The sequence below is a fragment of the Microcoleus sp. bin48.metabat.b7b8b9.023 genome, assembly GCF_013299185.1.
Classification (GTDB): Bacteria; Cyanobacteriota; Cyanobacteriia; order Cyanobacteriales; family Microcoleaceae; genus Microcoleus.
Window position 1 is genome coordinate 14,678 of the sequence record NZ_JAAFKG010000007.1, and the last position, 19,908, is coordinate 34,585.

Consider the following 19,908-nt stretch of genomic DNA (forward strand, 5'->3'; position numbering starts at 1 on the left):
ACCTACAGACAAATTACGAATCGCGATCGAGCTTCAGCACAGCCATAAACGCTTCCTGCGGCACATCCACAGTACCCACAGACTTCATCCGCTTCTTACCCTTCGCCTGCTTTTGCAGCAGCTTCTTCTTCCGCGAAATATCGCCGCCGTAACACTTCGCCAACACATCCTTCCGCAAAGCCGGAATGTGCTCGGAAGCAATCACCTTCGCGCCAATAGTCGCTTGAATCGGCACCTTAAACTGGTGGCGGGGAATCAACTCCTTCAGTTTTTCCGTCAAGCCGCGGCCCACATTGTAAGCCTTATCCCGGTGCACGATCATCGCCAAAGCATCTACCGGATCGCCGTTAATTAAAATGTCCAATTTCACCAACGGATTTTCGCGATAACCGATGATGTGATACTCCATACTCGCATAACCGCGCGATCGCGATTTCATCTGATCGAAAAAGTCCGTCACCACCTCCGCCAAAGGCAACTCATAAACCAACGTAGTCCGCCCCTGACTCAGATACTTCATATCCATAAAAATGCCCCGCCGACTTTGAGACAACTCCATCAGCGCGCCCACATAGGTTTCCGGCGACAGCATTTCTACCCGCACGTAAGGTTCCTCAATCTTCTCCCGATATTGAGGATCTGGCAAGTGACTCGGATTGTCAATTGTTAACACTTCTCCTTTAATTGTTGTGACTTGATAAACCACAGAAGGAGCCGTAACAATCAAATCCAAATTGTACTCTCTCTCCAATCTTTCCTGCACAATTTCCATGTGCAGCAAACCCAAGAAACCGCAGCGGAAACCAAATCCCATCGCACTAGAAGTTTCCGGTTCATAGGAAAGCGCCGCATCGTTGAGTTCCAGTTTTTCCAAAGCTTCCCGCAAGTCAGGAAATTGGTCGGCATCGATCGGGAACAAGCCACAAAAAACCATCGGCTTAGCCTCCGTATAACCCGGCCAAGGCTCCGGTGCAGGCTTTTTGACCAAAGTAATCGTATCCCCAACGCGAGCATCAGCTACCGCCTTAATTGCCGCGCCCAGATAACCCACTTCCCCCGCGTGCAGTTCGTCTACTTGTACTTGCGTCGGTGACAAGATGCCCAATTCATCGATGACATATTCCTTCCCCGAAACCATCAACAACACTCGATCGCCCTTTTTGACACTTCCGTCCATCACCCGGAAATACACAATAACCCCGCGATAAGCATCGTAATAACTATCAAAAATTAGCGCCCGCAGCGGTTTATCAACAGTATCCTGCGGCGGCGGCACCAATTCCACGATCGCCTCCAAAATATCATCAATACCAATTCCTTCCTTAGCAGAAGCCTCAATTGCCCCGCTACAGTCCAGACCGATAATTTCTTCAATTTCCCCTTTAACCCGTTCCGGTTCCGCCCCCGGTAGGTCAATTTTATTTAGAACTGGAATAATTTCTAAATTATTTCCCAAGGCAAGGTAGACATTTGCCAGGGTTTGTGCTTCCACGCCTTGAGATGCGTCTACCACCAGCAGCGCCCCTTCACAAGCAGCGAGCGATCGCGAAACCTCATAGGAAAAGTCTACGTGTCCGGGAGTGTCGATCAGATTTAGCACGTACTCCTGACCGTCCTTGGCAGTGTAATTCATCCGAGCCGCTTGCAGCTTGATCGTAATGCCACGTTCGCGTTCGAGATCCATATTGTCTAAAAACTGCTCCTTCATTTCCCGTGCCTTCACCGTCCCAGTCGCCTGCAACAGTCGATCGGCCAAAGTCGATTTTCCGTGGTCGATGTGAGCAATAATCGAAAAATTACGAATGCGAGATACAGGAACGTTTGTCATAAAACCTATCGGCAAAAGATTGACTTTTGTTGTATTTTGACACTCCCGGGCCTAAAGGCGTGGGGATTCTTTAATCTACGAGCCAACTTGCTTAGACAGGATTTCTCCAGCCAAAGTAGAGGTCGATTCTCCCAAAGCGTTGCTTGCGTCAAGCGCAAAGGTTCCGGTATGCCCTACCGTACCCAATCCTCGACTCAGGATATTTCTAGCTGCGTTAAAATCTCTATCCATTACACAACCGCACTTACAAACATGGGTTCTCGTGGATAGTGTCTTCTTGACAATTGCACCGCAACTAGAGCATTCTTGGCTAGTATACTGCGGATTTACCGCCACCGTTACTTTCTCAAATACTTTAGCAAAGTATTCAATCCAAATACGGAACTGATACCAAGATGCGTCATTAATAGACTTAGCCAGACAATGATTTTTTACCATATTTTTAATCCTCAAGTCTTCGTAAGCTATCAAGTCGTTAGACTGAACTACGCACCTTGCAAGTTTGATTGCATGGTCTCTGCGTTGCCTACTTATTTTGAGGTGGCGTTTCCCTAAAATCTGTCTAGCTTTTCCTCTATTTTTTGAACCCTTAACTTTTCTATAAACACGACGACTAGAACGTTTGAGAACTTTCTCACTTTTTCGGAGGAATTTAGGATTTTCAACCATTACACCGTTTGAATCGGTGTAATATTCCTTCAAACCAACGTCTAATCCGATGGTATTTCCAGAAGGCTCTGTGTTTTCCTTTCGATCGACATCGACACAGAATTGGACATACACGCCGTCTGCACGTTTTACCAATCTTACCCGTTTGATTTGGGTGATTTGATAGAAATGCAAATCCCGTGTTCCCTTTAATTTGAGTTTACCAATCCCTTTTTTGTCGGTGAATTTGATTGACTTCCTGTCATCCGCAAGTTTCCATCCAGTTGATTTATAGTCAACTGAGCGACAGTTTTTCTGAAATTTGGGATACCCTTTTTTCCCGACAAGACCTTTTTTACAGTTGTCATAGAATCGGGAGATAGCAGACCAGGCTCTTTCAGCACTAGCTTGTCTAGCTTGAGAGTTAAGTTCGTCGGCAAATGGGAAATTTTTAGCCAGCACGGCACAATATTTGTTTAAGTCGTACTTATCTATTTTTCTATTGTCCATCCAATAGCGCAAACAGCTATTGCGGACAAATTGTGCTGTACGAATCGCTTCATCTACTGCTGCAATCTGACTGGATTTTCCGTAAGCTTTGAACTCAAAAACTAGCATGGCTTGGCCCCCTACCTTATGCTAGATCTTTCAGCACAAGATGGGCTGGTATTGTAACAAAGGTTTACAACTAAAGCCGTCCTAAAAGGACGGGGTTTAAAACCCAATTTCCTGATAACATAGATTACTCGCAGTCTAAAGGCTGCAACTGCGTTTCATACCGGCTTGAAAGACCGGGGTTCTCACGCGACGCGCTATAGAATTTAAATTTTTCTCGGTTGTGGGTTGACAAATACCTTGTATTTATGCTATTTTGTATCGCCTCCTCCAGCCTAGCAGCCCTCCTTAGAAAAAGTTTTGTCTCTGTTGTTTGACAGAAAACTCTGGAACAGTTGAGAAAAAGGCGATCGGCAGCATCCCGCATCAAACTTCCAGCCCAGTCCATTTGAGATTAGAGATTTTAGACTTCGGGGTGCACAACAGATTTAGATGTGAGATTTGAGACTGTGGCGTGAGACTTGAGCGAGCGCGAACTTCGAGCTCGAAAAAGGAGAACGATTTTCAACTTACTCCGCAACCGATAAATCTGGGATCTGGAGCAGGGGTCTAAAATTTTGGGCCGAGCACCACGATTGTCCGGCGCTTGTACCCATTTTTGGCGTCAAGTTACTCTACAGAGGCGGATAGCAAACTGAAAAATATTGGTGAGAAGTTGCTAGCGCTTGACAAGAAGCAGATAATTTGGTCAAATGACGGAAGCGGGGCGGCAAGGGTGTAAAAAATACAGGTTTTGAGCCGCTGTGCATCTCTACTAGGGATAAGGCATCACTTCCTTCAACTCGAACAGAAAGAGTCCCCCGATCTACCTGTACCGGGAGTGAGCGCTGGGAGGAATTCGTGTCAGAAGACGATTGCACCGCCGACTGTTTCGACTCTTGGCAGCTCTCGACACTCCTAGGCGGTGCATGAGAAAGCGAACAAATCCCTTGTTCTTGCCAAAATTTCACGCATTGAAATATAATGGAATCATGAAACAAGTCCTGACAGTATCTTGCAAGCTCGAAGTAGCACCAGAGCAATCGACAAAAATCGATTCTACACTCTTGGCGTTTGCTGCTGCTTGCGAATACGTGAACCAGACTGTCCCTCCAACTTTGACAAACGAGTTGGCGATGCAGTCCTTGGTTTATCACGATGTCAGAGCTAGATTCGGCTTGTCTGCTCAGTTGGCTATTCATGCAATTAGACGAGTTTCTGGTAATAGGAAGACAGCTAAAAAAGATGGCAAGCCAGTTAAAAACTTTGCCCCAACCAGTGCAACTTACGACCCCCGTACTTTCTCTTTTAGGGAGAAAGATTGGACTGTAAGCTTGACCACTATTGACGGTAGAGAGCGGTTTAAGCTGGCGATCGGCAACTATCAGCTTGGATTGTTGAAAGGACAAGTTCCTAAAACAGCCACGTTGGTAAAACGCAAAGATGGTACTTACTATCTGAATATTCAGCTTGAATCTGTCCCCCCAGAACCAATCGAAACCGACAAGGTTTTGGGGTGTGATTTGGGTCGAACTGACATTGTTGTTACCTCTGAAGGGGGTAAATTTAGCGGTAAAGAAATTACTAGAATTAGGAATCATTACGCCAAACTTAGAGCGGATATCCAACAAAAAGCTACGAGAGGCACGCGCAGTTCTCGACGCAGATGTCGGGCATTGTTGAAACGGTTATCGGGAAAGGAAAAACGCTTCCAAGAATTGGTAAATCACACCATCAGCCACCGATTGATATCTAGAGCTACATCGAGTAGCCAAGCTATTGCGTTGGAAGACTTGACCGGAATCAGAGAACGAACTAATAGCCTTAATCGCAGCAAAAAAGAGCGGAGACTTAGCAATAGTTGGGCGTTTTTCCAGTTACGGCAATTTTTGATCTACAAAGCGATAAAGTATGGCGTAAAAATCTTGTTTATCGATCCGAGACACACCTCGCAAACTTGCCACAATTGCAACCATATCCACCCTGTTCGAGGTGAATCTTATCGGAAAGGCAAGAAGTTTGCTTGTGGACACTGTGGCTATGTTGGTGATGCTGACTATAACGGGGCGAAAAATATTTCGGCTCTTGGGGCTGTTGTAAACCAGCCTAAAGGTTCGGGGCTTTGCTGTTCTTTGAGCAGTGATGTCGAGCGGGCTATTGAAAGCCCCCACCATACCGCTATACGCGGTATGGTGGGGGTAGTTTACAACACTTCCTTCAAAACAAAAAGGCGTAAATTCCTAGAAGGAATTGAAACTTAAGAATTAAAACTAGGATTTTTTAAGTATGAGCGAGTCAAGTATACACTCCCACAGTTCGTCAGAAAAAGTGGAACTGTCTATCCATATCGATTCTGAACTGCTAGACCAAATTAAGCACTTGACAAATGACCCCAGCAAAGTCATTGAAACCGCAATCAAGCAGTGGCTCAGAGGCGAGCGTCGCGAAGACGATCAGGCTATGAGTTTGCGTCGCACCCCCCCAGTCCCGCCCCGCGGCGAGTGGAACGACTGAGGTTGTCTCCTGTCTCGCCCTCCTACGGCGCGCGCAAATCTGCTGGGCATAAAATTTCTGGGTGTGAAATTTAGATCGTCCGAGCTCCGGCGAGATAACTCCGGCAGATTTCCGGGCGAAATACAGGTGGTTCGGAGCAATATTGGTTAAGTAGAAGCAGCTTTTCTATTGTGACGGCAAAAATGCGATCGCCAGTCCCCGACTTGAGTTTTTGGCAGCCTCAACTTTTGGCGGAATTTTTAAACTCGATCGTTAATATGTGCAGACTACTAATTCCTACATCTTAAGTTGTATTTTTAAATTACCGAAAACTGCTGACAACAAATAGTTTTGAGTTTTGAGTTATAAAATAATTTTTGGGGAAATTATTGATAACTAAAAATGCTGTGGTAGAAGTCTAAAAGAGTTCTGAGTTTCGAGTCTCGACCTGTGAATCATTCAATAAAAAGCCAACTACTTTGCAGTCAATTAATATAGCCACCGTATCCGATGGTGGGGAATTTATTAATTGCTAAAACTAATGCGCTCGATTGCATCTTGCTTGTTCAATCTTGGATCTTCCATCTTTTTAGCTTGAGCGACTTATACGGCTTAGCTGAAAAAAACCGAAAGGGATTATTCCTTCTTCCTTCTTCCTTCTGTTAACCCTTGTCTTGCGCGATCGGGCTCTTCTGTCAACCTAACGACCGGCTTTTCGGGCTCTTCTGCCAACCATCAAATGTCCACTCTCAACTCTTCCTTATTGCTTCTACCATAGCTGACATCTTAATTATCGCAACCCAAAACAATTTTGAGTTTTAAATTTTAAATCAAAAACTCAATACTCAAAATCAGAATTACTTTTATCCCCCTAATCTGATGGACTCTAACACAGATTTCCGGCGATCGAGCCTCGCCTCTACAGCATTTTTTCAAGAGTTAGGGGCAGAATTAGTATTTACCCAAGATGCAAGGGGTCGATATCTGTCTTTTTACTGGCAAAAAGCCGAGGAGTACAACCTCACGGCAGAAGAAATTGTCGATCGCCCCCTCAGCGAAACCCTGCAACCCATTGCCCCTGCACCTTATCTCGAACGCCTGCGGCGGGCGCTCGAAACCCTTGTCCCCCAAAGGTTTAGCTATCCATTTTGCCACGCAGAACAATATTTTCTCTTCGATTTGACAGTCACTCCGGCGATCGACTCCAACGGTAAAGCTACAAAAGTCTTAGTTATGGGCAGGCTGCTGTCGGACAAACCCGTACAATTGTCGGCAGATTCCCCAGAATTCATGGCATATCCAGCTTTGCCATCTTCCTCCGACGCCAGCCAACAAATGCTGTATCCAGCCAGCCTCATCGGTAGACCGCTCACTACCTACTCGGAAATCGATCGCAAAATCATCTCCCAAATCGCTCAAAACCTGCACAGAACCCTCGATTTACAGACAATTTGGCAGCAAACAGTTAACAGTTTGGGTGAAGTTTTGAACGCGAGCCGCTGTATCATCTGTTCCTCCAAAAAAGACAGCGAAAACCTCGAAATTTCCCCCTTCCCGATCTCAGAAAATCAGCAAAACTATCCAGATCTAGCAGCAGAATTGCAACACTCAATTGCCAGCGATGGATCGCCCCCGCTGTCTGCCGATCAAATCGAAAATCTCCAATCTAAAACTTTTAAAGTAGTAGCTGAGTACCGCCAAGAACCTTACTCTTCGATGCTGGGATTACAACTGCGCGCAGCCGAACAGCCGGGCTGGATTCAAACTTTAGCCACGTTAAAACCCGTAGCAGTCGATTACGCCTCCCCCATTGTCGATCGCTTCGATCGCCATTCCGTACTCGTAGCAGCTACCTTCTATGAAGACCAACCCAATGCCCTGATATGTTTGCACCGCTGCGGCAATTCCCCGAAATGGAGTCCTGTCGAACTCGAATTTGCCCGCGAGTTAGTCGCTCAAGTCGGCAGCGCGATCGCCCACGCTACACTTTACCAAGAATTAGAACAAGCCCGTGCCGAAGCCGTCGCTCTTTCCCAACTTAAAAGTCAATTTCTTGCCAATACTTCCCACGAACTCCGCACCCCCCTCAACGGCATCCTCGGCTTCCTGAAACTGGTGATGGATGGCATGGCAGATGACCCCGAAGAAGCGGGCCAATTTATCGAAGAAGCTTATCAATCGGCATTACACTTGTTCAATGTAATTAACGATATTTTAGATATCGCTAAAATCGAAGCTGGCAAAATGGAGTTAGACCTCACTCCAGTCAAACTCGGCGAACTTTTGCAGCAAGTGGAGAATTTTACACGGTTTCAAGTGCAGGAAAAGCGATTGAAATTTCAAATCCAAACACCAGCCGCCGAAGATGAGATTATTTTGTATGCCAACTACCAACGCCTGCTTCAGGTAATTTTGAACCTCACCGGCAATGCGATTAAATTTACCAAGGAAGGCGGAATTCGCATCAGTGCCGAAGTTATTAAGAAAAAAGTAACTGTTAACAACCAGGAGTTACCCGGAATTGTCAAAATCCGAGTTGCGGATACTGGCATTGGGGTTTCTCTAGACAAGCAATATAAATTATTTGAGTCATTTTTTCAGGTGGACGGCGCTCGTACCAGGCAATACGGCGGCACTGGTTTGGGATTGGCTATTTCTCAAAAACTGGTAGAAGCCATGGGTGGTACAGTAAATTTTTACAGTATGGGGGAAGGACTCGGATCGACAGTTACTTTTACTGTGCCGCTTTATCAAGAACCGCTCTGTGAATTACCCAACTCTCACCTTGCGGTAGAGAGTGGGCTTCCAGCTTCAACCGCAACAGCATCCGAGAGAACCGAGATTCTTCCGGGTTGACTTACATTGCGTCCACTGGCAGTAGCGCTGATTCCCAACGCCAAAAACCGCAAGCCTTCGTCTCTAATGTTTAGCGCTGCGTTGATATCTCTATCATTCACAGCATCACACTTAGGACATTTCCATTGGCGTATTTTCAAATTCATTTCAGAAACTTTGAACAAGCAATGGTTACAAGTTTTGGAGCTAGGAAAGAATCGGTCAATCTCTAAATAGACCTTGCCTTCTGCCTCGGCTTTATACTTAAGCATTGTTCCAAACATGGACCAGCCAGCATCAGAGATAGCTTTGGCTAGGCAATGGTTTCTTACCATTCCTTTGATATTTAGATCTTCTACTACAATTACTTGGTTTTCGTTGACTATCTTGCGGGATAGCTTGTGCAGAAAATCCTCACGCACTCTTTTGATTTTAGAATTCACCTTGGCTACTAACTTCCGGGCTTTATTCCGTCGGTTACTGCCTTTGACTTTTCGGTTTAGCTTCTGTTGCTTGCGCTTCAGATTTTTACGATGTTTAGCGGTTGCTCTAGGATGCTTATACTTAGAGCCATCAGACGTTACCAAGAAATCAGTTAGCCCAACATCTAAGCCAATTGCTTTTCCTTCGATATTAGCATCTGGAGTGCCAATTTTATCATCAACAAGTACCGATGCAAAATACGAACCATCTCGGTTTTGGGATACCGTTACAGTTTTGATCGTGCCATCATACTGGCGATGAATCTTGGCTTTGACTTCACCAATAATCGGAAATTTTATAGTGCTCTCCAGAATTTTCACATTCTGGGGATAGCTGACAGATTGCCTGTTGTGCTTGGATTTGAAGCTAGGAAACCCAGCACGTTTCTCAAAGAAGTTTTTGTAAGCAGTTGATAGATTCAGTGCTACTACTTGCAAGCTTTGTGAGTATGCCCCATCTTTCAACCAAGGGTATTCCTTCTTGAGCGCTGGTAGCATACCTTGAATAGCCAATCTGCTCAATCCCTTACCAGTTTCCTTGTAGGTTACTTGGCTCTTATTCAAACTATAGTTCCAAAACCATCGACAACAGCCTCTCATCACCAGCAAAATACTGTTGCTGGTGGGCGCTGGGATAGATTCGGAACTTGTAAGCTTTCGGCATTTATCGGCTATCGGTGTTTCTGATAAAAGACTAACACAAGGATTTTGCGGTTGTCAATAAGTTGGCTCGTTTTCTCATCCAGCCTCAAACCTCAAACGCTGCGCGTTATGCGGCTCGGCTGTAATCGTCAACTCGCTCGCCTTTGATCCCGACGCTCACGGATTTTACAGGTAGGGCGCTGGACTTCCCGGCTGTGGCGTTGCTGAATTTAGGTATGATTCACTAAAAAGTGAGGTATGCCCCATGCCCTGTTTGGCCGGGAGCATCTCATTTTTGCAACAAACATTTCTTTTTACAGTGCGAGCATTGTAAAAAGCAAAACTGAGATGCTCCCGTTTGGCCCATCCCTCCGTTTCGCTTCGCCTAATGCTACAAACCAATGGCCGTGAGTACCTCATATGGGAGCTAGAAAGGCTATATATCACTCACTTCATAATATCGGGATCGGTGTATCCCTAATTACAAATTAGCGCATAAAAATCATTGATAATTGGCTATTTCCCTAAAAACACAGTTATATTGCCCGCCGCAGTATCAAATTTTACCTTGTCCGCCACCAATCTCCCTCCTTCGGTGTTTTCCACTCAGACCGATCGCCCCACCGCTACCGAACCCACGCAGAATTCGCATCAATGGCATTGGGGGGGGTAGGACAACAGATCGTCTCGCTCTGTCTCTTCGCGGCTCACACCTGCGAATAAACCCCCGCAAAAATCCCTAACCTTACCAGAACTGAATGCCCACCCATAGGACTGATTTAACTTCCGCAGCCCTATTGTAAAGTTTTGTTAAGAAGACTTGACGCTTCTAGTTTTATGTGAGAATCATAAAGAGATTGTAAAGATACTAAAAAGATATACTATTTTTTGACTAACTGTGGGAACATTTAAGTGTAATTACGCAAGCCTCTGTTTGGACAGTTTGCGTCTGGTAAATTAAGTAAATTTCTGCTGTGTTAGTGGAGTGGTAGACTTTTGCCAGTTTAGTAGTAGAACAAGGGTTGCTATGAATCAGCAAGTATCAGCTCAATCGCAAAAACTTTTGCTCCAAATTGGCAGAAAGATTCGTCGAACTTTGGATCTCGATACCATTTGGCAACAAACAGTTAACTCTCTCGGACAAACATTAGGTGTCAGCCGTTGCGTCATTTGTCCCTATCAAAGTTCTAGCCAGCAAGTCAAAGTGGCTGCTGAATACTGCCAAGAACCATTTATACCTATGCTGGGAGTGGAAATCTCGCTCACGTCAGCACCTCATATCACTCAAGCTCTAGAGACCCTAAAACCGGTGGTCGTGGAGCCCTTCGCAGCCGATGACCCTTTTGAGCGACATTCGGTGCTAGTGGTCGCTACCGCTTATCAACAGCAACCTAATGGCATAATTAAGTTGCACCGGTGCCAGGGCAACTTGTCGGAGAATGATGGTAATGCCGATCGATCTTGGACTCAAGCCCAGATCGAATTCGCAGAAGAAGTTGCGGATCAAGTCGGAAGTGCGATCGCCCTAGCCACCCTCTACCAAGAGCGCAGCCAGCGAACAAAAGAGCTGTCCCAGTTTAAAAAAGAGTTTTTGTCAACCGCATCCCACGAGCTGCGAACTCCACTAAATCACATCATCGGCTATCTACAACTAACTGTAGATGATATGGCCGACGATCCAATAGAGGAAAGAGCTTTTATCCAAGAAGCTCACCGTTCGGCTCTCCATCTTTCCAAGGTAATTGGTAATGTATTAGATTCCATTCAGTCAAGTAAAGCTTGTCAGGCTCACATAGAGTTAGACGCTTTGAGGAGTCAAAAAAAATCTCTAAACAAGTAAAGATGCAATTCCCGCATTCAAAAACTAGAGTATTGATCGGGCACACAAGTCTTCTGCCTGGAAAATGTGACACTTGCATCTATATAGCAATATAGCAATACTAATTTATTTGCTAGTTCTAGAAAAATTTAAATCCTTGTTCAACAAGGAGTCTAGCCAGACAAAAAGGTTTTTATCTTGTGCCAATCCGCTCTGATTGCTATAGATTTTTTCAAGAACTTCGATAGCTGGTTACTAAATTATTTTTAGGTCATTAGGGTTGTGTCTAACACAGCATAGCAAATAATAAAGGTAGAATCAGGGTGTATTTATTATGATATTATGTGGGATAGATAGACCGATCGCATAGCTTTGTAGTGAGGAAGTCCGTCCTCAAAAAACTCAGAATACGGACTTCGTGACTACAAATCTGCAACGGATATTTTACCAGAAAAAATTGGTTGAATGCCGGAACCCTTTGAGGGAGAAATTAAAATCAGACTATTCATTACTCCAATCCTCTTCCTTCTAGGTAGAGGTCGCTCTCAAACTGTCAAGCGGTCAACTGTCAACTGTTGAACGGAGATGATATCGCCAGCAGAAGATTGCAGCTTCGCAATTTTAATATTTTTTACTTGTGCTTGATAGAATTAGTTATCCCCATTTTTTTTCTTGGTTTTTGCAGGGCTGACATAGCGGGCCCAAAAAGGTTCTTCCATATTTTTCAGGGATGCTAGTTTTTGGCGCTCATCCTCTATGCGCTTGCGTTCTGAAAGGTCAGAAAATATGTTGATACTGCCGACTGTCTCGCCGCCTGCATCTTGTACGGGTGCGGCAAACAGCCAAAGGTCGATCGAACTACCGTCTTTTTTGGGCAAAGACACTTCCAAACCGTTTTCCGGCTTGCCATTACCCGCAGATTTCAGCAGCGCGTAAAAATCTTGCTTTTGTCCTTCAGGAATATTCGGCAATGGTTGGCCCAAAACCTCAGCAGCAGTCCAGCCAAAAAGTTCTTCGGCGGCGCGGTTCCAGACAAGGGTGCGGCCGTCATTGCCGGTACAGTTAATCGCCAGCGGCGCCGATGCAATCTGGGCTTGCCAAACTTTGTTAACGAGTTGCAGTTTCAATTCTACTTGTTTGCGATCGGTAATTTCCTGACAAGCGCCCCACAAACGAACAACCCGCCCTTCAGTTTTGTCCCACACCGCTTGCCAGCAGTCTCGCACCCAGCGCACACCACCATTTTTGTTAACAATTCGATACTCATTGACCCCCATACCTCTAGAAGTACAGCCTTCTAATTGTTTAATTAACATTTCCCTGTCATCAGGGTGAACGATATCTGAACTCCACCAGCCCGAGGCAGTTAATTCTTCAGGAAGATGACCGCTCACGCGCGCCAAAGCTTCCGTTACCCACTCACAAACAAAGTTACCGTTGGGAAGTGCCTTGAAAGAATAGGCAAAATCCGAAGTAATTTGTGACATAATTTTGTAGTGCTGTTGCGACTCCAAGACTGCGCTTTCTGCTTGCTTGCGTCCCTCAATTTCCCGGGAAGCAATCAGAATTCCCTGTACGCTAGAATCGTGAAGCAAACTATTGCCGATCGACTCCAAGTAGATCCAAGAACCGTCAGCGTGGCGTGTGCGATATTCAATTGTCGCCCCAACTCCAGGAAATTCTAGCAACTTGCCAAAATATGCCTTCCAACTCAGCAAATCGTCTGGATGGATCAACTCGCCATGAAACTTGCCAATTCTCTCTTCTGGCTTGTAACCCAAAACTCTCTCTAGCGCTGCGCTGTGATATCGGACTCGCCCGTCGGAGCCAACAATAGTAATTATATCTGGAGAATTACGGAGCGCAGCCTGAAGTTTGGCTTCGCTTTTAGTTAATGCTTTATTATCCCGGCGGTGCTGGTTGATTTCTTCGTTCAACTGCTCCTGTAGCTTTCTGAGTTGCGCCGCTTGCTGGGCGACAGTGCGTTCCAAAAGACGATTTAAATTTTCCGCCTCAACTAACTTTGCCGCGTTATTTGTCGCACTTTCAAACTGGCGGCTGGTTGCCATTTCCTGCAAAGAAGTTGACAGAGTTTCCACAGTTTTTATTAAAATTGCCTGTTGGGGAGGTGGTAAATGCTTAACTTGTTCCTGCAACGTTTCTAGGTATTTGTAAATTGTTTCTAGCATTTTATTAATTAGGGAATCTAATAGTTGCCACAGGTGAAAACTCTAAAAAGCGGACAGAAGTTTTTTTTAAGATAACCCATAACTAAGAGTGATGTATGGCGATCGATCGCGATCTTAATCACCCGCCATCAGAAAAATGCGTTTAAACCCCGTCCTTTTAGGACGGCTTTACAGTTTTACTACCGCCTTGGGACTGCTTGACTCGGTGTACTCTTGTAATATACTTTCGACGGGACAATTGCCGTTTCAAGACTTGCAGCCCGCGATCGCATAGTATTTGGCGGTAAGCCTAGTTGTGTAAATCCCTTCGACATTCAGTAACCAAGAGGTAGTGGATTAGGGAGGCGTCTACTACGTTGTTCGGGATGCCATTCCCAGTTACCTAATTAGGCTTCTCAACCTGTGTCTAGTCCTACTTGCGCTTGTGTTTCACCTATGGCTTGGCTTCCCTACAAGCCCCGTCCCTTTTAGGCCGGGGTTAGTGACTGCGTGACTTTATTTTGACATCATAGCAACTGAGACCGAAAGTGAATTTTTGTGGCGGTAAAGTTAATAGCCTAGCGTCAGCAGCCCATTCGGGAACCTGCGAGAGTCGGCAACCCGCCCATGCCGTGCGGGGCTTGGAGCGGTTACGCTAAACTAGATGGGTGTAAATAGAAAGAGAGATTTATGACAGAGCCAGCCAACGCTCGCGATTTGTTTCGCGCTGCTTACGAACACCGTTACACCTGGGATGCCAACTTTCCCGGTTACAGCGCCGATATTGAACTCAAACAAGGCGACGAAGTATATACGGGTCATGTTTCCATTAAACCAGACATGACAGTGGAAGTCAGTGGCATTGCGGATGAGGAAGTAAAGCAGAGCGTTTACACCCAAATGCGCGACATTGTTACCCACCGCAAGCGATCGACATTTGAAAAATCCCACGGCAAAAACAGCTTCACCCTCGGCGAGAAGGACAGTACCGACGCTGTGGATATTTTAGTGCAAGGCGACTCGATGGGCTCGAATTATAAAATCCGAGGTCTGTCAATTTGTCAAGTCAGCCGGGTGATGGGCCGTATGGCTTTCGTCATTGACACGCACAAAAGCTTAGAGACACCCGAAGGTTCTTTGGCGAGCCACTACGACGCCGTTTTCCGCAACCCCGAAACCAACGAAATCATCAGAGAACTGGAATTTGAAGATACCTTTGACAAAGTAGGCGACTATTATGTCATGACCAAGCAAGTAGTGCGATCGAAAGAAAAAGGTCAACAAACGACAACCGAGTTTAACTACTCCAACGTCAAACTGCTAGAACCAGCAGTAGTCTAGGGTTATACCCTTTTCGATTTGCGCGTTGAAGATTCCAGAGTTGATAATCACGGATGACAACTGGAGTGAGAATCTCTCCTAAAGTTGAATTAATTCTGGCAACGGGTATTAATTGCAAAATCCGTTTTGTTGGAGAAAGCGGGTTTTGCGATTAGTGTCTCGGACGCAACTTGATTTAACTAACGCGAACGGGAAGTCCCGCACTCTATCCGTTTACAAGGATGAGTGACGGGATGAAAGCGAGCCAGAAAACAAATTGAGCGACAGCGAATCAATATCAATTCTATCTGCTATAATATTATCAGTATTCTACATTATTGATAAATGTATAAAGCGTATAAATACAGAATCTATCCCACAAGTGAGCAAGAAAGCTTGCTTGCAAAGTCATTTGGCTGTGCGAGATGGTTTTGGAACTATGCGCTAAACCTGTGTCAAGAAACCTATAAAAATACTGGTAAGGGATTGACTAGAGGATACATACAAGGTTTACTTCCTGCTCTCAAGAAAGAGTATGAATGGTTGAAATATCCATATTCTCAATGTTTGCAAGTTGTAGCTTTGAACTTGTCCACTGCTTACAAAAACTTCTTTGATAAGAGGGCAATGTTGCCTAAATTTAAATCAAAGCATGGTAGGCAGTCGATTAGCTATCCCCAAAACGTCAAGTTTGATGGTGACAAGATTAATCTGCCTAAGATTGGATTAGTTCATTGTCAGCGCCATCGTGATTTTGATGGCGATATCAAAACGGTCACAGTATCTCGCAATCCTGACGGTAAATACTTCGTATCTGTCTTGGTTGATGATGGCAAAGCTAATCCTGAATTAGTACCAGTGGATAAATCTATTGGTATTGATGTTGGACTAACTCATTTTGCGATTACCAGTGATGGCTCTAAGTTTGATAATCCTAAATTCTTTGTCAAGCATCAGCAGAACTTAAAGCGCAAACAGCAAAGACTTTCTCGTAAAAATAAAGGTAGTCAGAACCGTAAAAAGGCAAGATTGGCAGTGGCAAAAGTTCACTCCAAAATTGCGAGATGTCGCGAAAATTTTCTGCACAAACTATCCCGCAAGATAGTCAACGAAAACCAAGTTATTGCAGTAGAAAATCTCAACATCAAAGGCATGGTTAAAAATCCTAATCTAGCTTCATCGATTAGTGATGTTGGCTGGGGTATGTTCTGCACAATGCTGAAATACAAAGCTGAAAGTGAAGGAAAACAATATATCGAAATTGATCGATGGTTCCCTAGCTCAAAGACTTGCCATGTTTGCCTGAATCGAGTTGATAATCTCAGCCTTGATGTCAGAGCATGGACTTGCAAGTATTGTGGTACTCACCATGACCGTGATGTAAATGCAGCAATCAATATTAGAAATGAAGCCTTGCGGATTTTGGCGTTAGGAACTAGCGCTTCTGCCTGTGGAGGGGATGTAAGTCGAAGAGGCAAAACTTCGGTTTTGTTGGACGCTATCCCCGTTGAATCAGGAAGCCAGCACTGTACCGCCGTATCGGTCAGCGTCTGGTAGTTCACCGGCAAGTAACGGTACGATCGAACTAAGTCAATTGTACGAATAATTTTTGAGGCAAAAATATGACGACACTAGCACTAACCAGAGATAACGTCGAAACAGTTCTCGATGAAATGCGCCCTTACCTGATATCCGACGGCGGCAACGTCGAACTGGTAGAAATCGACGGCCCAGTCGTACACCTGAGACTGCAAGGAGCTTGCGGTTCTTGCCCCAGTTCCACAATGACTCTGAGAATGGGCATTGAACGCCGCCTGCGCGAAGCAATCCCAGAAATCTCCGAAGTTGAACAGGTAATGTAATTAGTCAATAGTCAGCAGTCATTAGTCATTAGTTAGTTTAATCTTGACTATTGAATGTTGGCTATTGACTTTTACTTACTATTTATCAATTGCCAGAAAGAATTGGTTGAAAGCCTCTCCCTTGTAAGGAAAAATTAAAATCAGACTATTCATTACTCCAATCCTCTTCCTTCCAGTTAGAGGTCGCCCTCAAGCGGTTAACTATCAATTGAATGAAAGCCCTAGATACAAAAAGTAGTTTCATGTGCTACTCGCTGGTGGTAATGCGTGCAGCATCAACCTGCAATTGAGAGGTTGGAAGCGCTATTTAATAGGGACAAGGTGCGCTGTGCATCACCCTAAAGATAGAAGTTATGCCTCCCAGACAAAATTACAAAATACCAATTACAATTACCAATTACCAATTACAATTTCCAATTATAATGACCCATTGCCCATTACCCATTACCAAAATTTTATGTCTCATCCACTTTACGTAGCCTTCATTTGGCACCAACACCAACCCCTCTACAAATCCAGATCGCTCACTAGCGCCGGAGCATCCGAGTATCGACTGCCTTGGGTGCGATTGCACGGAGTCAAAGACTACTTGGATTTAGTGCTGATTCTGGCAAAATATCCCAAGCTGCATCAAACTGTAAACCTGGTTCCGTCCTTAATTTTGCAGATAGAAGACTGCATCGCCGACAAAGCATTAGACCCTTACTTGGCGGTAACTCTCAAGGCAGCAGAAACTTTAAACATCGCAGAACAAGAGTTCATTTTAGAACACTTCTTTGATGCCAACTACCACACCCTGATTCAGCCGCATCCCCGGTACGCTCAACTCTACACTCAGCGGCAGGAAAAAGGCATTCAGTGGTGCTTGGAAAACTGGAAAGTGCAGGATTTTGGTGACTTGCTGGCGTGGCACAATTTAGCTTGGATCGATCCGCTGTTTTGGGATGACCCCGAGATTGCAGGGTGGCTGAAACAAGGACAAAATTTCAATCTGGCCGATCGCAAAAAGATCTATTCAAAACAAAAAGAAATTCTCGCCAGAATCATTCCCCAGCACCGTAAAATGCAAGCTGAGGGACAGTTGGAAGTGTCCACAACCCCCTACACTCACCCGATTTTGCCGCTGCTTGCTGACACAAATGGCGGCCGCATAGCGATTCCTAACATGACTCTGCCAGAACACAGGTTCCAGTGGGCTGAAGATATTCCGAGACATTTGAGAAAATCCTGGGATATGTATCAAGACAGATTTGATTGTAAACCGCGGGGTTTGTGGCCGTCGGAACAGGCAGTTAGCCCGGAAATTTTGCCCTACATTGCTAAACAAGGGTTTAAATGGATTGTCTCGGATGAGGCGGTATTGGGGTGGACAATTAAACACTTTTTTCACCGCGATGGGGCGGGGAATGTTTGCGAACCAGAATTGTTATATCGCCCTTATCGTTTAGAAACTCCTGATGGCGATTTGGCGATCGTATTTAGAGACCACAGGTTGTCTGATTTGATTGGTTTTACCTACGGTTCGATGGAACCGAATAAGGCAGCGTCGGATTTGGTGGGACACTTGGAGGCGATCGGCAGAACTCTCAAACACCGACAACCCGACGGCCACACATCTTTAGAAAATCCGTGGTTGGTGACGATCGCCCTAGACGGCGAAAATTGCTGGGAATTCTATCCTCAAGATGGCAAACCGTTCTTAGAATCACTCTATCAAACTCTCAGCGACAATCCCGATATCCAATTAGTCACAGTGTCGGAATTTCTCGAAAAATTCCCCGCCACCGAAACAATACCCGCCGCCCAACTGCATACCGGTTCCTGGGTAGACGGTTCCCTGACAACTTGGATCGGCGATCCTGCCAAAAATCGCGCTTGGGATTTGTTAGGCCCAGCCAGACAAATGCTGGCAAACCATCCAGAAGCCACAGAAGAGAGCAATCCCGAAGCTTGGGAAGCGCTATATGCGGCCGAAGGTTCCGATTGGTTTTGGTGGTTTGGCGAAGGCCACACGTCCAATCAAGATGCTATGTTCGATCGGCTGTTCCGCGAACACGTAGCAGCAATCTACGAAGCTCTCGGCGAGCCTGTACCCCCGTCCGTGCTGCAACAAGTAGAGGCACACGAGGTTCAAGGCGACCACCAACCGCTGAGCTTTATTCACCCGATTATCGACGGTATCGGCAACGAACAGGATTGGGACAAAGCCGGCCGGATTGAAGTTGGGGGAGCAAGGGGTACCATGCACCGGAGTTCGGCAATTCAGCGGCTTTGGTACGGGGTAGATCACTTGAATTTTTACCTTCGCGCCGACTTCAATGCTGGGGTGCGGCCGGGCATTGATTGCCCGCCGGAGTTAAACTTGTTCTGGTTTTATCCCGATCGCACCATGCACAACAGTCTGATTCCGCTGTCAGGTGTACCCGATGAAGCACCCATAAACTATCGCTTCCACCATCAGTTAGAGATTAATTTGCTCACCAAATCGATTTGGTTTCAGGAAGCAGGAGAGCGCGATGAGTGGCAGCCCCGCATCAGCCGCGCTCAAGTCGGACTGGATAAATGTTTGGAGGTAGCAGTACCCTGGGCGGATTTGCACATTATGCCAGACTGGCAAATGAGGCTGATTGCGGTTTTATCGGAAGGCGAGCGCTACTCTAGCTGTATGCCGTTCGATTCTTTGATTGGAATTGGAATGCCGTAAAAAGTGATTAGTGATTAGTCAGTAGTCAGTAGTCAGTAGTTAGTAGTGCTGTCCCCGCTCGCGAACCTTATCAGTAGTCAGTAGTAAGTAGTGCTGTCCCCGCTCGCGAACCTTATCATTAGTCATCATAGGGTTTCCATTTGCATCAGCCTAAAATTTTCGCCTGCTTGCGTCCTGCGGGCGATCGATACCGAACTCGCAGGGCGATCGCTTGCAGCATATAATTCCGTTTACATCGGCATCATATTTTTCCCTGCTCCCGTATTGCCGTCCCCCTGCAAGCGATCGACAGAGATCTGCTGGGACGGCTTGCAGGGTATAATTCCGATGTTGCCGTATTTGATATCAGTGATTGTTTCACCTAGCAAACAATTAAAATTCAAGAATTATCAGTTTTTCTTGATTTCAGCCTTCAGATCCGGCTGCCTTTTACCTCGATCGGTCGGATCGCCTCCGGTCGATCCTGCTAGAAAATTGGTTCGTAGTGAGGACTTTAGTCCTCTGTTTGATCGG

At 45.6% G+C, this 19,908-nt stretch carries 14 protein-coding genes; 8 read left to right on the forward strand and 6 right to left on the reverse strand.

The window, feature by feature from the left end:
- Positions 1-13: 13 nt before the first annotated feature.
- Together lepA and QZW82_RS06165 are read right to left on the reverse strand one after the other, a co-directional pair.
- Complete coding sequence (gene lepA, locus QZW82_RS06160; RefSeq protein WP_293146160.1) at positions 14-1,828, reverse strand: translation elongation factor 4; 1,815 nt, start codon at positions 1,826-1,828, stop codon at positions 14-16.
- Between the two features lie 75 nt (positions 1,829-1,903).
- On the reverse strand, positions 1,904-3,094 hold the full coding sequence (locus QZW82_RS06165; protein WP_293146171.1) for a transposase: 1,191 nt from the start codon (positions 3,092-3,094) through the stop codon (positions 1,904-1,906).
- Between the two features lie 968 nt (positions 3,095-4,062).
- Here QZW82_RS06165 and QZW82_RS06170 point away from each other — a divergent pair.
- From QZW82_RS06170 to QZW82_RS06180, 3 genes are all read left to right on the forward strand, one after another.
- Positions 4,063-5,331, forward strand: coding sequence for a transposase (locus QZW82_RS06170; protein ID WP_293146173.1), 1,269 nt, complete (start codon positions 4,063-4,065; stop codon positions 5,329-5,331).
- A 25-nt stretch (positions 5,332-5,356) separates the two neighbouring features.
- Positions 5,357-5,584 carry a type II toxin-antitoxin system CcdA family antitoxin gene (locus tag QZW82_RS06175; protein WP_293146178.1) on the forward strand — a complete coding sequence of 76 codons (228 nt, stop codon included), beginning with the start codon at positions 5,357-5,359 and terminating at the stop codon, positions 5,582-5,584.
- Between the two features lie 858 nt (positions 5,585-6,442).
- On the forward strand, positions 6,443-8,419 hold the full coding sequence (locus QZW82_RS06180) for an ATP-binding protein (protein WP_293146180.1): 1,977 nt from the start codon (positions 6,443-6,445) through the stop codon (positions 8,417-8,419).
- On the opposite strand, the gene QZW82_RS06185 is transcribed toward QZW82_RS06180, so the two are convergent.
- Together QZW82_RS06185 and QZW82_RS32185 are read right to left on the reverse strand one after the other, a co-directional pair.
- The gene (locus QZW82_RS06185) at positions 8,344-9,480 is read right to left on the reverse strand and encodes a transposase (RefSeq protein WP_366664980.1); all 1,137 of its coding nucleotides are present in this window, start codon (positions 9,478-9,480) and stop codon (positions 8,344-8,346) included. The genes QZW82_RS06180 and QZW82_RS06185 overlap by 76 nt on opposite strands.
- Positions 9,446-9,544: a helix-turn-helix domain-containing protein gene (locus QZW82_RS32185; RefSeq protein WP_366664974.1), complete on the reverse strand. Its 99-nt coding sequence runs from the start codon at positions 9,542-9,544 to the stop codon at positions 9,446-9,448. The genes QZW82_RS06185 and QZW82_RS32185 overlap by 35 nt, the downstream gene beginning before the upstream one ends.
- Before the next feature lie 1,005 nt (positions 9,545-10,549).
- Between QZW82_RS32185 and QZW82_RS06190 the strand changes: the two genes are divergently transcribed.
- Positions 10,550-11,362: a GAF domain-containing protein gene (locus tag QZW82_RS06190; protein ID WP_293146181.1), complete on the forward strand. Its 813-nt coding sequence runs from the start codon at positions 10,550-10,552 to the stop codon at positions 11,360-11,362.
- Positions 11,363-11,991: 629 nt separating this feature from the next.
- Here the strand turns inward: QZW82_RS06190 and QZW82_RS06195 are convergent.
- Complete coding sequence (locus QZW82_RS06195; RefSeq protein WP_293146183.1) at positions 11,992-13,530, reverse strand: PAS domain S-box protein; 1,539 nt, start codon at positions 13,528-13,530, stop codon at positions 11,992-11,994.
- 669 nt (positions 13,531-14,199) lie between these two features.
- On the opposite strand from QZW82_RS06195, the gene QZW82_RS06200 reads away from it, so the two are divergent.
- The 4 genes from QZW82_RS06200 to QZW82_RS06215 all read left to right on the forward strand — a co-directional run bounded on the left by QZW82_RS06200 (position 14,200) and on the right by QZW82_RS06215 (position 19,395).
- Complete coding sequence (locus tag QZW82_RS06200) at positions 14,200-14,850, forward strand: DUF3386 domain-containing protein (RefSeq protein ID WP_293146185.1); 651 nt, start codon at positions 14,200-14,202, stop codon at positions 14,848-14,850.
- A 324-nt stretch (positions 14,851-15,174) separates the two neighbouring features.
- Entirely contained in the window at positions 15,175-16,386 is a 1,212-nt protein-coding gene (gene tnpB / locus QZW82_RS06205) for an IS200/IS605 family element RNA-guided endonuclease TnpB (protein ID WP_293146187.1), read from the forward strand.
- Between the two features lie 65 nt (positions 16,387-16,451).
- Positions 16,452-16,691, forward strand: a complete 240-nt coding sequence (locus tag QZW82_RS06210) for a NifU family protein (RefSeq protein WP_193975189.1) — start codon at positions 16,452-16,454, stop codon at positions 16,689-16,691.
- A gap of 457 nt (positions 16,692-17,148) precedes the next feature.
- Positions 17,149-19,395, forward strand: a complete 2,247-nt coding sequence (locus QZW82_RS06215; protein WP_293146189.1) for a glycoside hydrolase — start codon at positions 17,149-17,151, stop codon at positions 19,393-19,395.
- Positions 19,396-19,625: 230 nt separating this feature from the next.
- On the opposite strand, the gene QZW82_RS06220 is transcribed toward QZW82_RS06215, so the two are convergent.
- The gene (locus QZW82_RS06220) at positions 19,626-19,778 is read right to left on the reverse strand and encodes a hypothetical protein (protein ID WP_293146191.1); all 153 of its coding nucleotides are present in this window, start codon (positions 19,776-19,778) and stop codon (positions 19,626-19,628) included.
- Positions 19,779-19,908: the final 130 nt, after the last annotated feature.

Coding starts and splice junctions, on each gene's coding strand:
- QZW82_RS32185 (WP_366664974.1), bottom strand. CDS start 9,544: ATGCCGAAAGCTTACAAGTTCCGAATCTATCCCAGCGCCCACCAGCAA.
- QZW82_RS06170 (WP_293146173.1), top strand. CDS start 4,063: ATGAAACAAGTCCTGACAGTATCTTGCAAGCTCGAAGTAGCACCAGAG.
- tnpB (WP_293146187.1), top strand. CDS start 15,175: ATGTATAAAGCGTATAAATACAGAATCTATCCCACAAGTGAGCAAGAA.
- QZW82_RS06195 (WP_293146183.1), bottom strand. CDS start 13,530: ATGCTAGAAACAATTTACAAATACCTAGAAACGTTGCAGGAACAAGTT.
- QZW82_RS06165 (WP_293146171.1), bottom strand. CDS start 3,094: ATGCTAGTTTTTGAGTTCAAAGCTTACGGAAAATCCAGTCAGATTGCA.
- QZW82_RS06210 (WP_193975189.1), top strand. CDS start 16,452: ATGACGACACTAGCACTAACCAGAGATAACGTCGAAACAGTTCTCGAT.
- QZW82_RS06180 (WP_293146180.1), top strand. CDS start 6,443: ATGGACTCTAACACAGATTTCCGGCGATCGAGCCTCGCCTCTACAGCA.
- QZW82_RS06200 (WP_293146185.1), top strand. CDS start 14,200: ATGACAGAGCCAGCCAACGCTCGCGATTTGTTTCGCGCTGCTTACGAA.
- QZW82_RS06190 (WP_293146181.1), top strand. CDS start 10,550: ATGAATCAGCAAGTATCAGCTCAATCGCAAAAACTTTTGCTCCAAATT.
- QZW82_RS06175 (WP_293146178.1), top strand. CDS start 5,357: ATGAGCGAGTCAAGTATACACTCCCACAGTTCGTCAGAAAAAGTGGAA.
- lepA (WP_293146160.1), bottom strand. CDS start 1,828: ATGACAAACGTTCCTGTATCTCGCATTCGTAATTTTTCGATTATTGCT.
- QZW82_RS06215 (WP_293146189.1), top strand. CDS start 17,149: ATGTCTCATCCACTTTACGTAGCCTTCATTTGGCACCAACACCAACCC.
- QZW82_RS06185 (WP_366664980.1), bottom strand. CDS start 9,480: ATGAGAGGCTGTTGTCGATGGTTTTGGAACTATAGTTTGAATAAGAGC.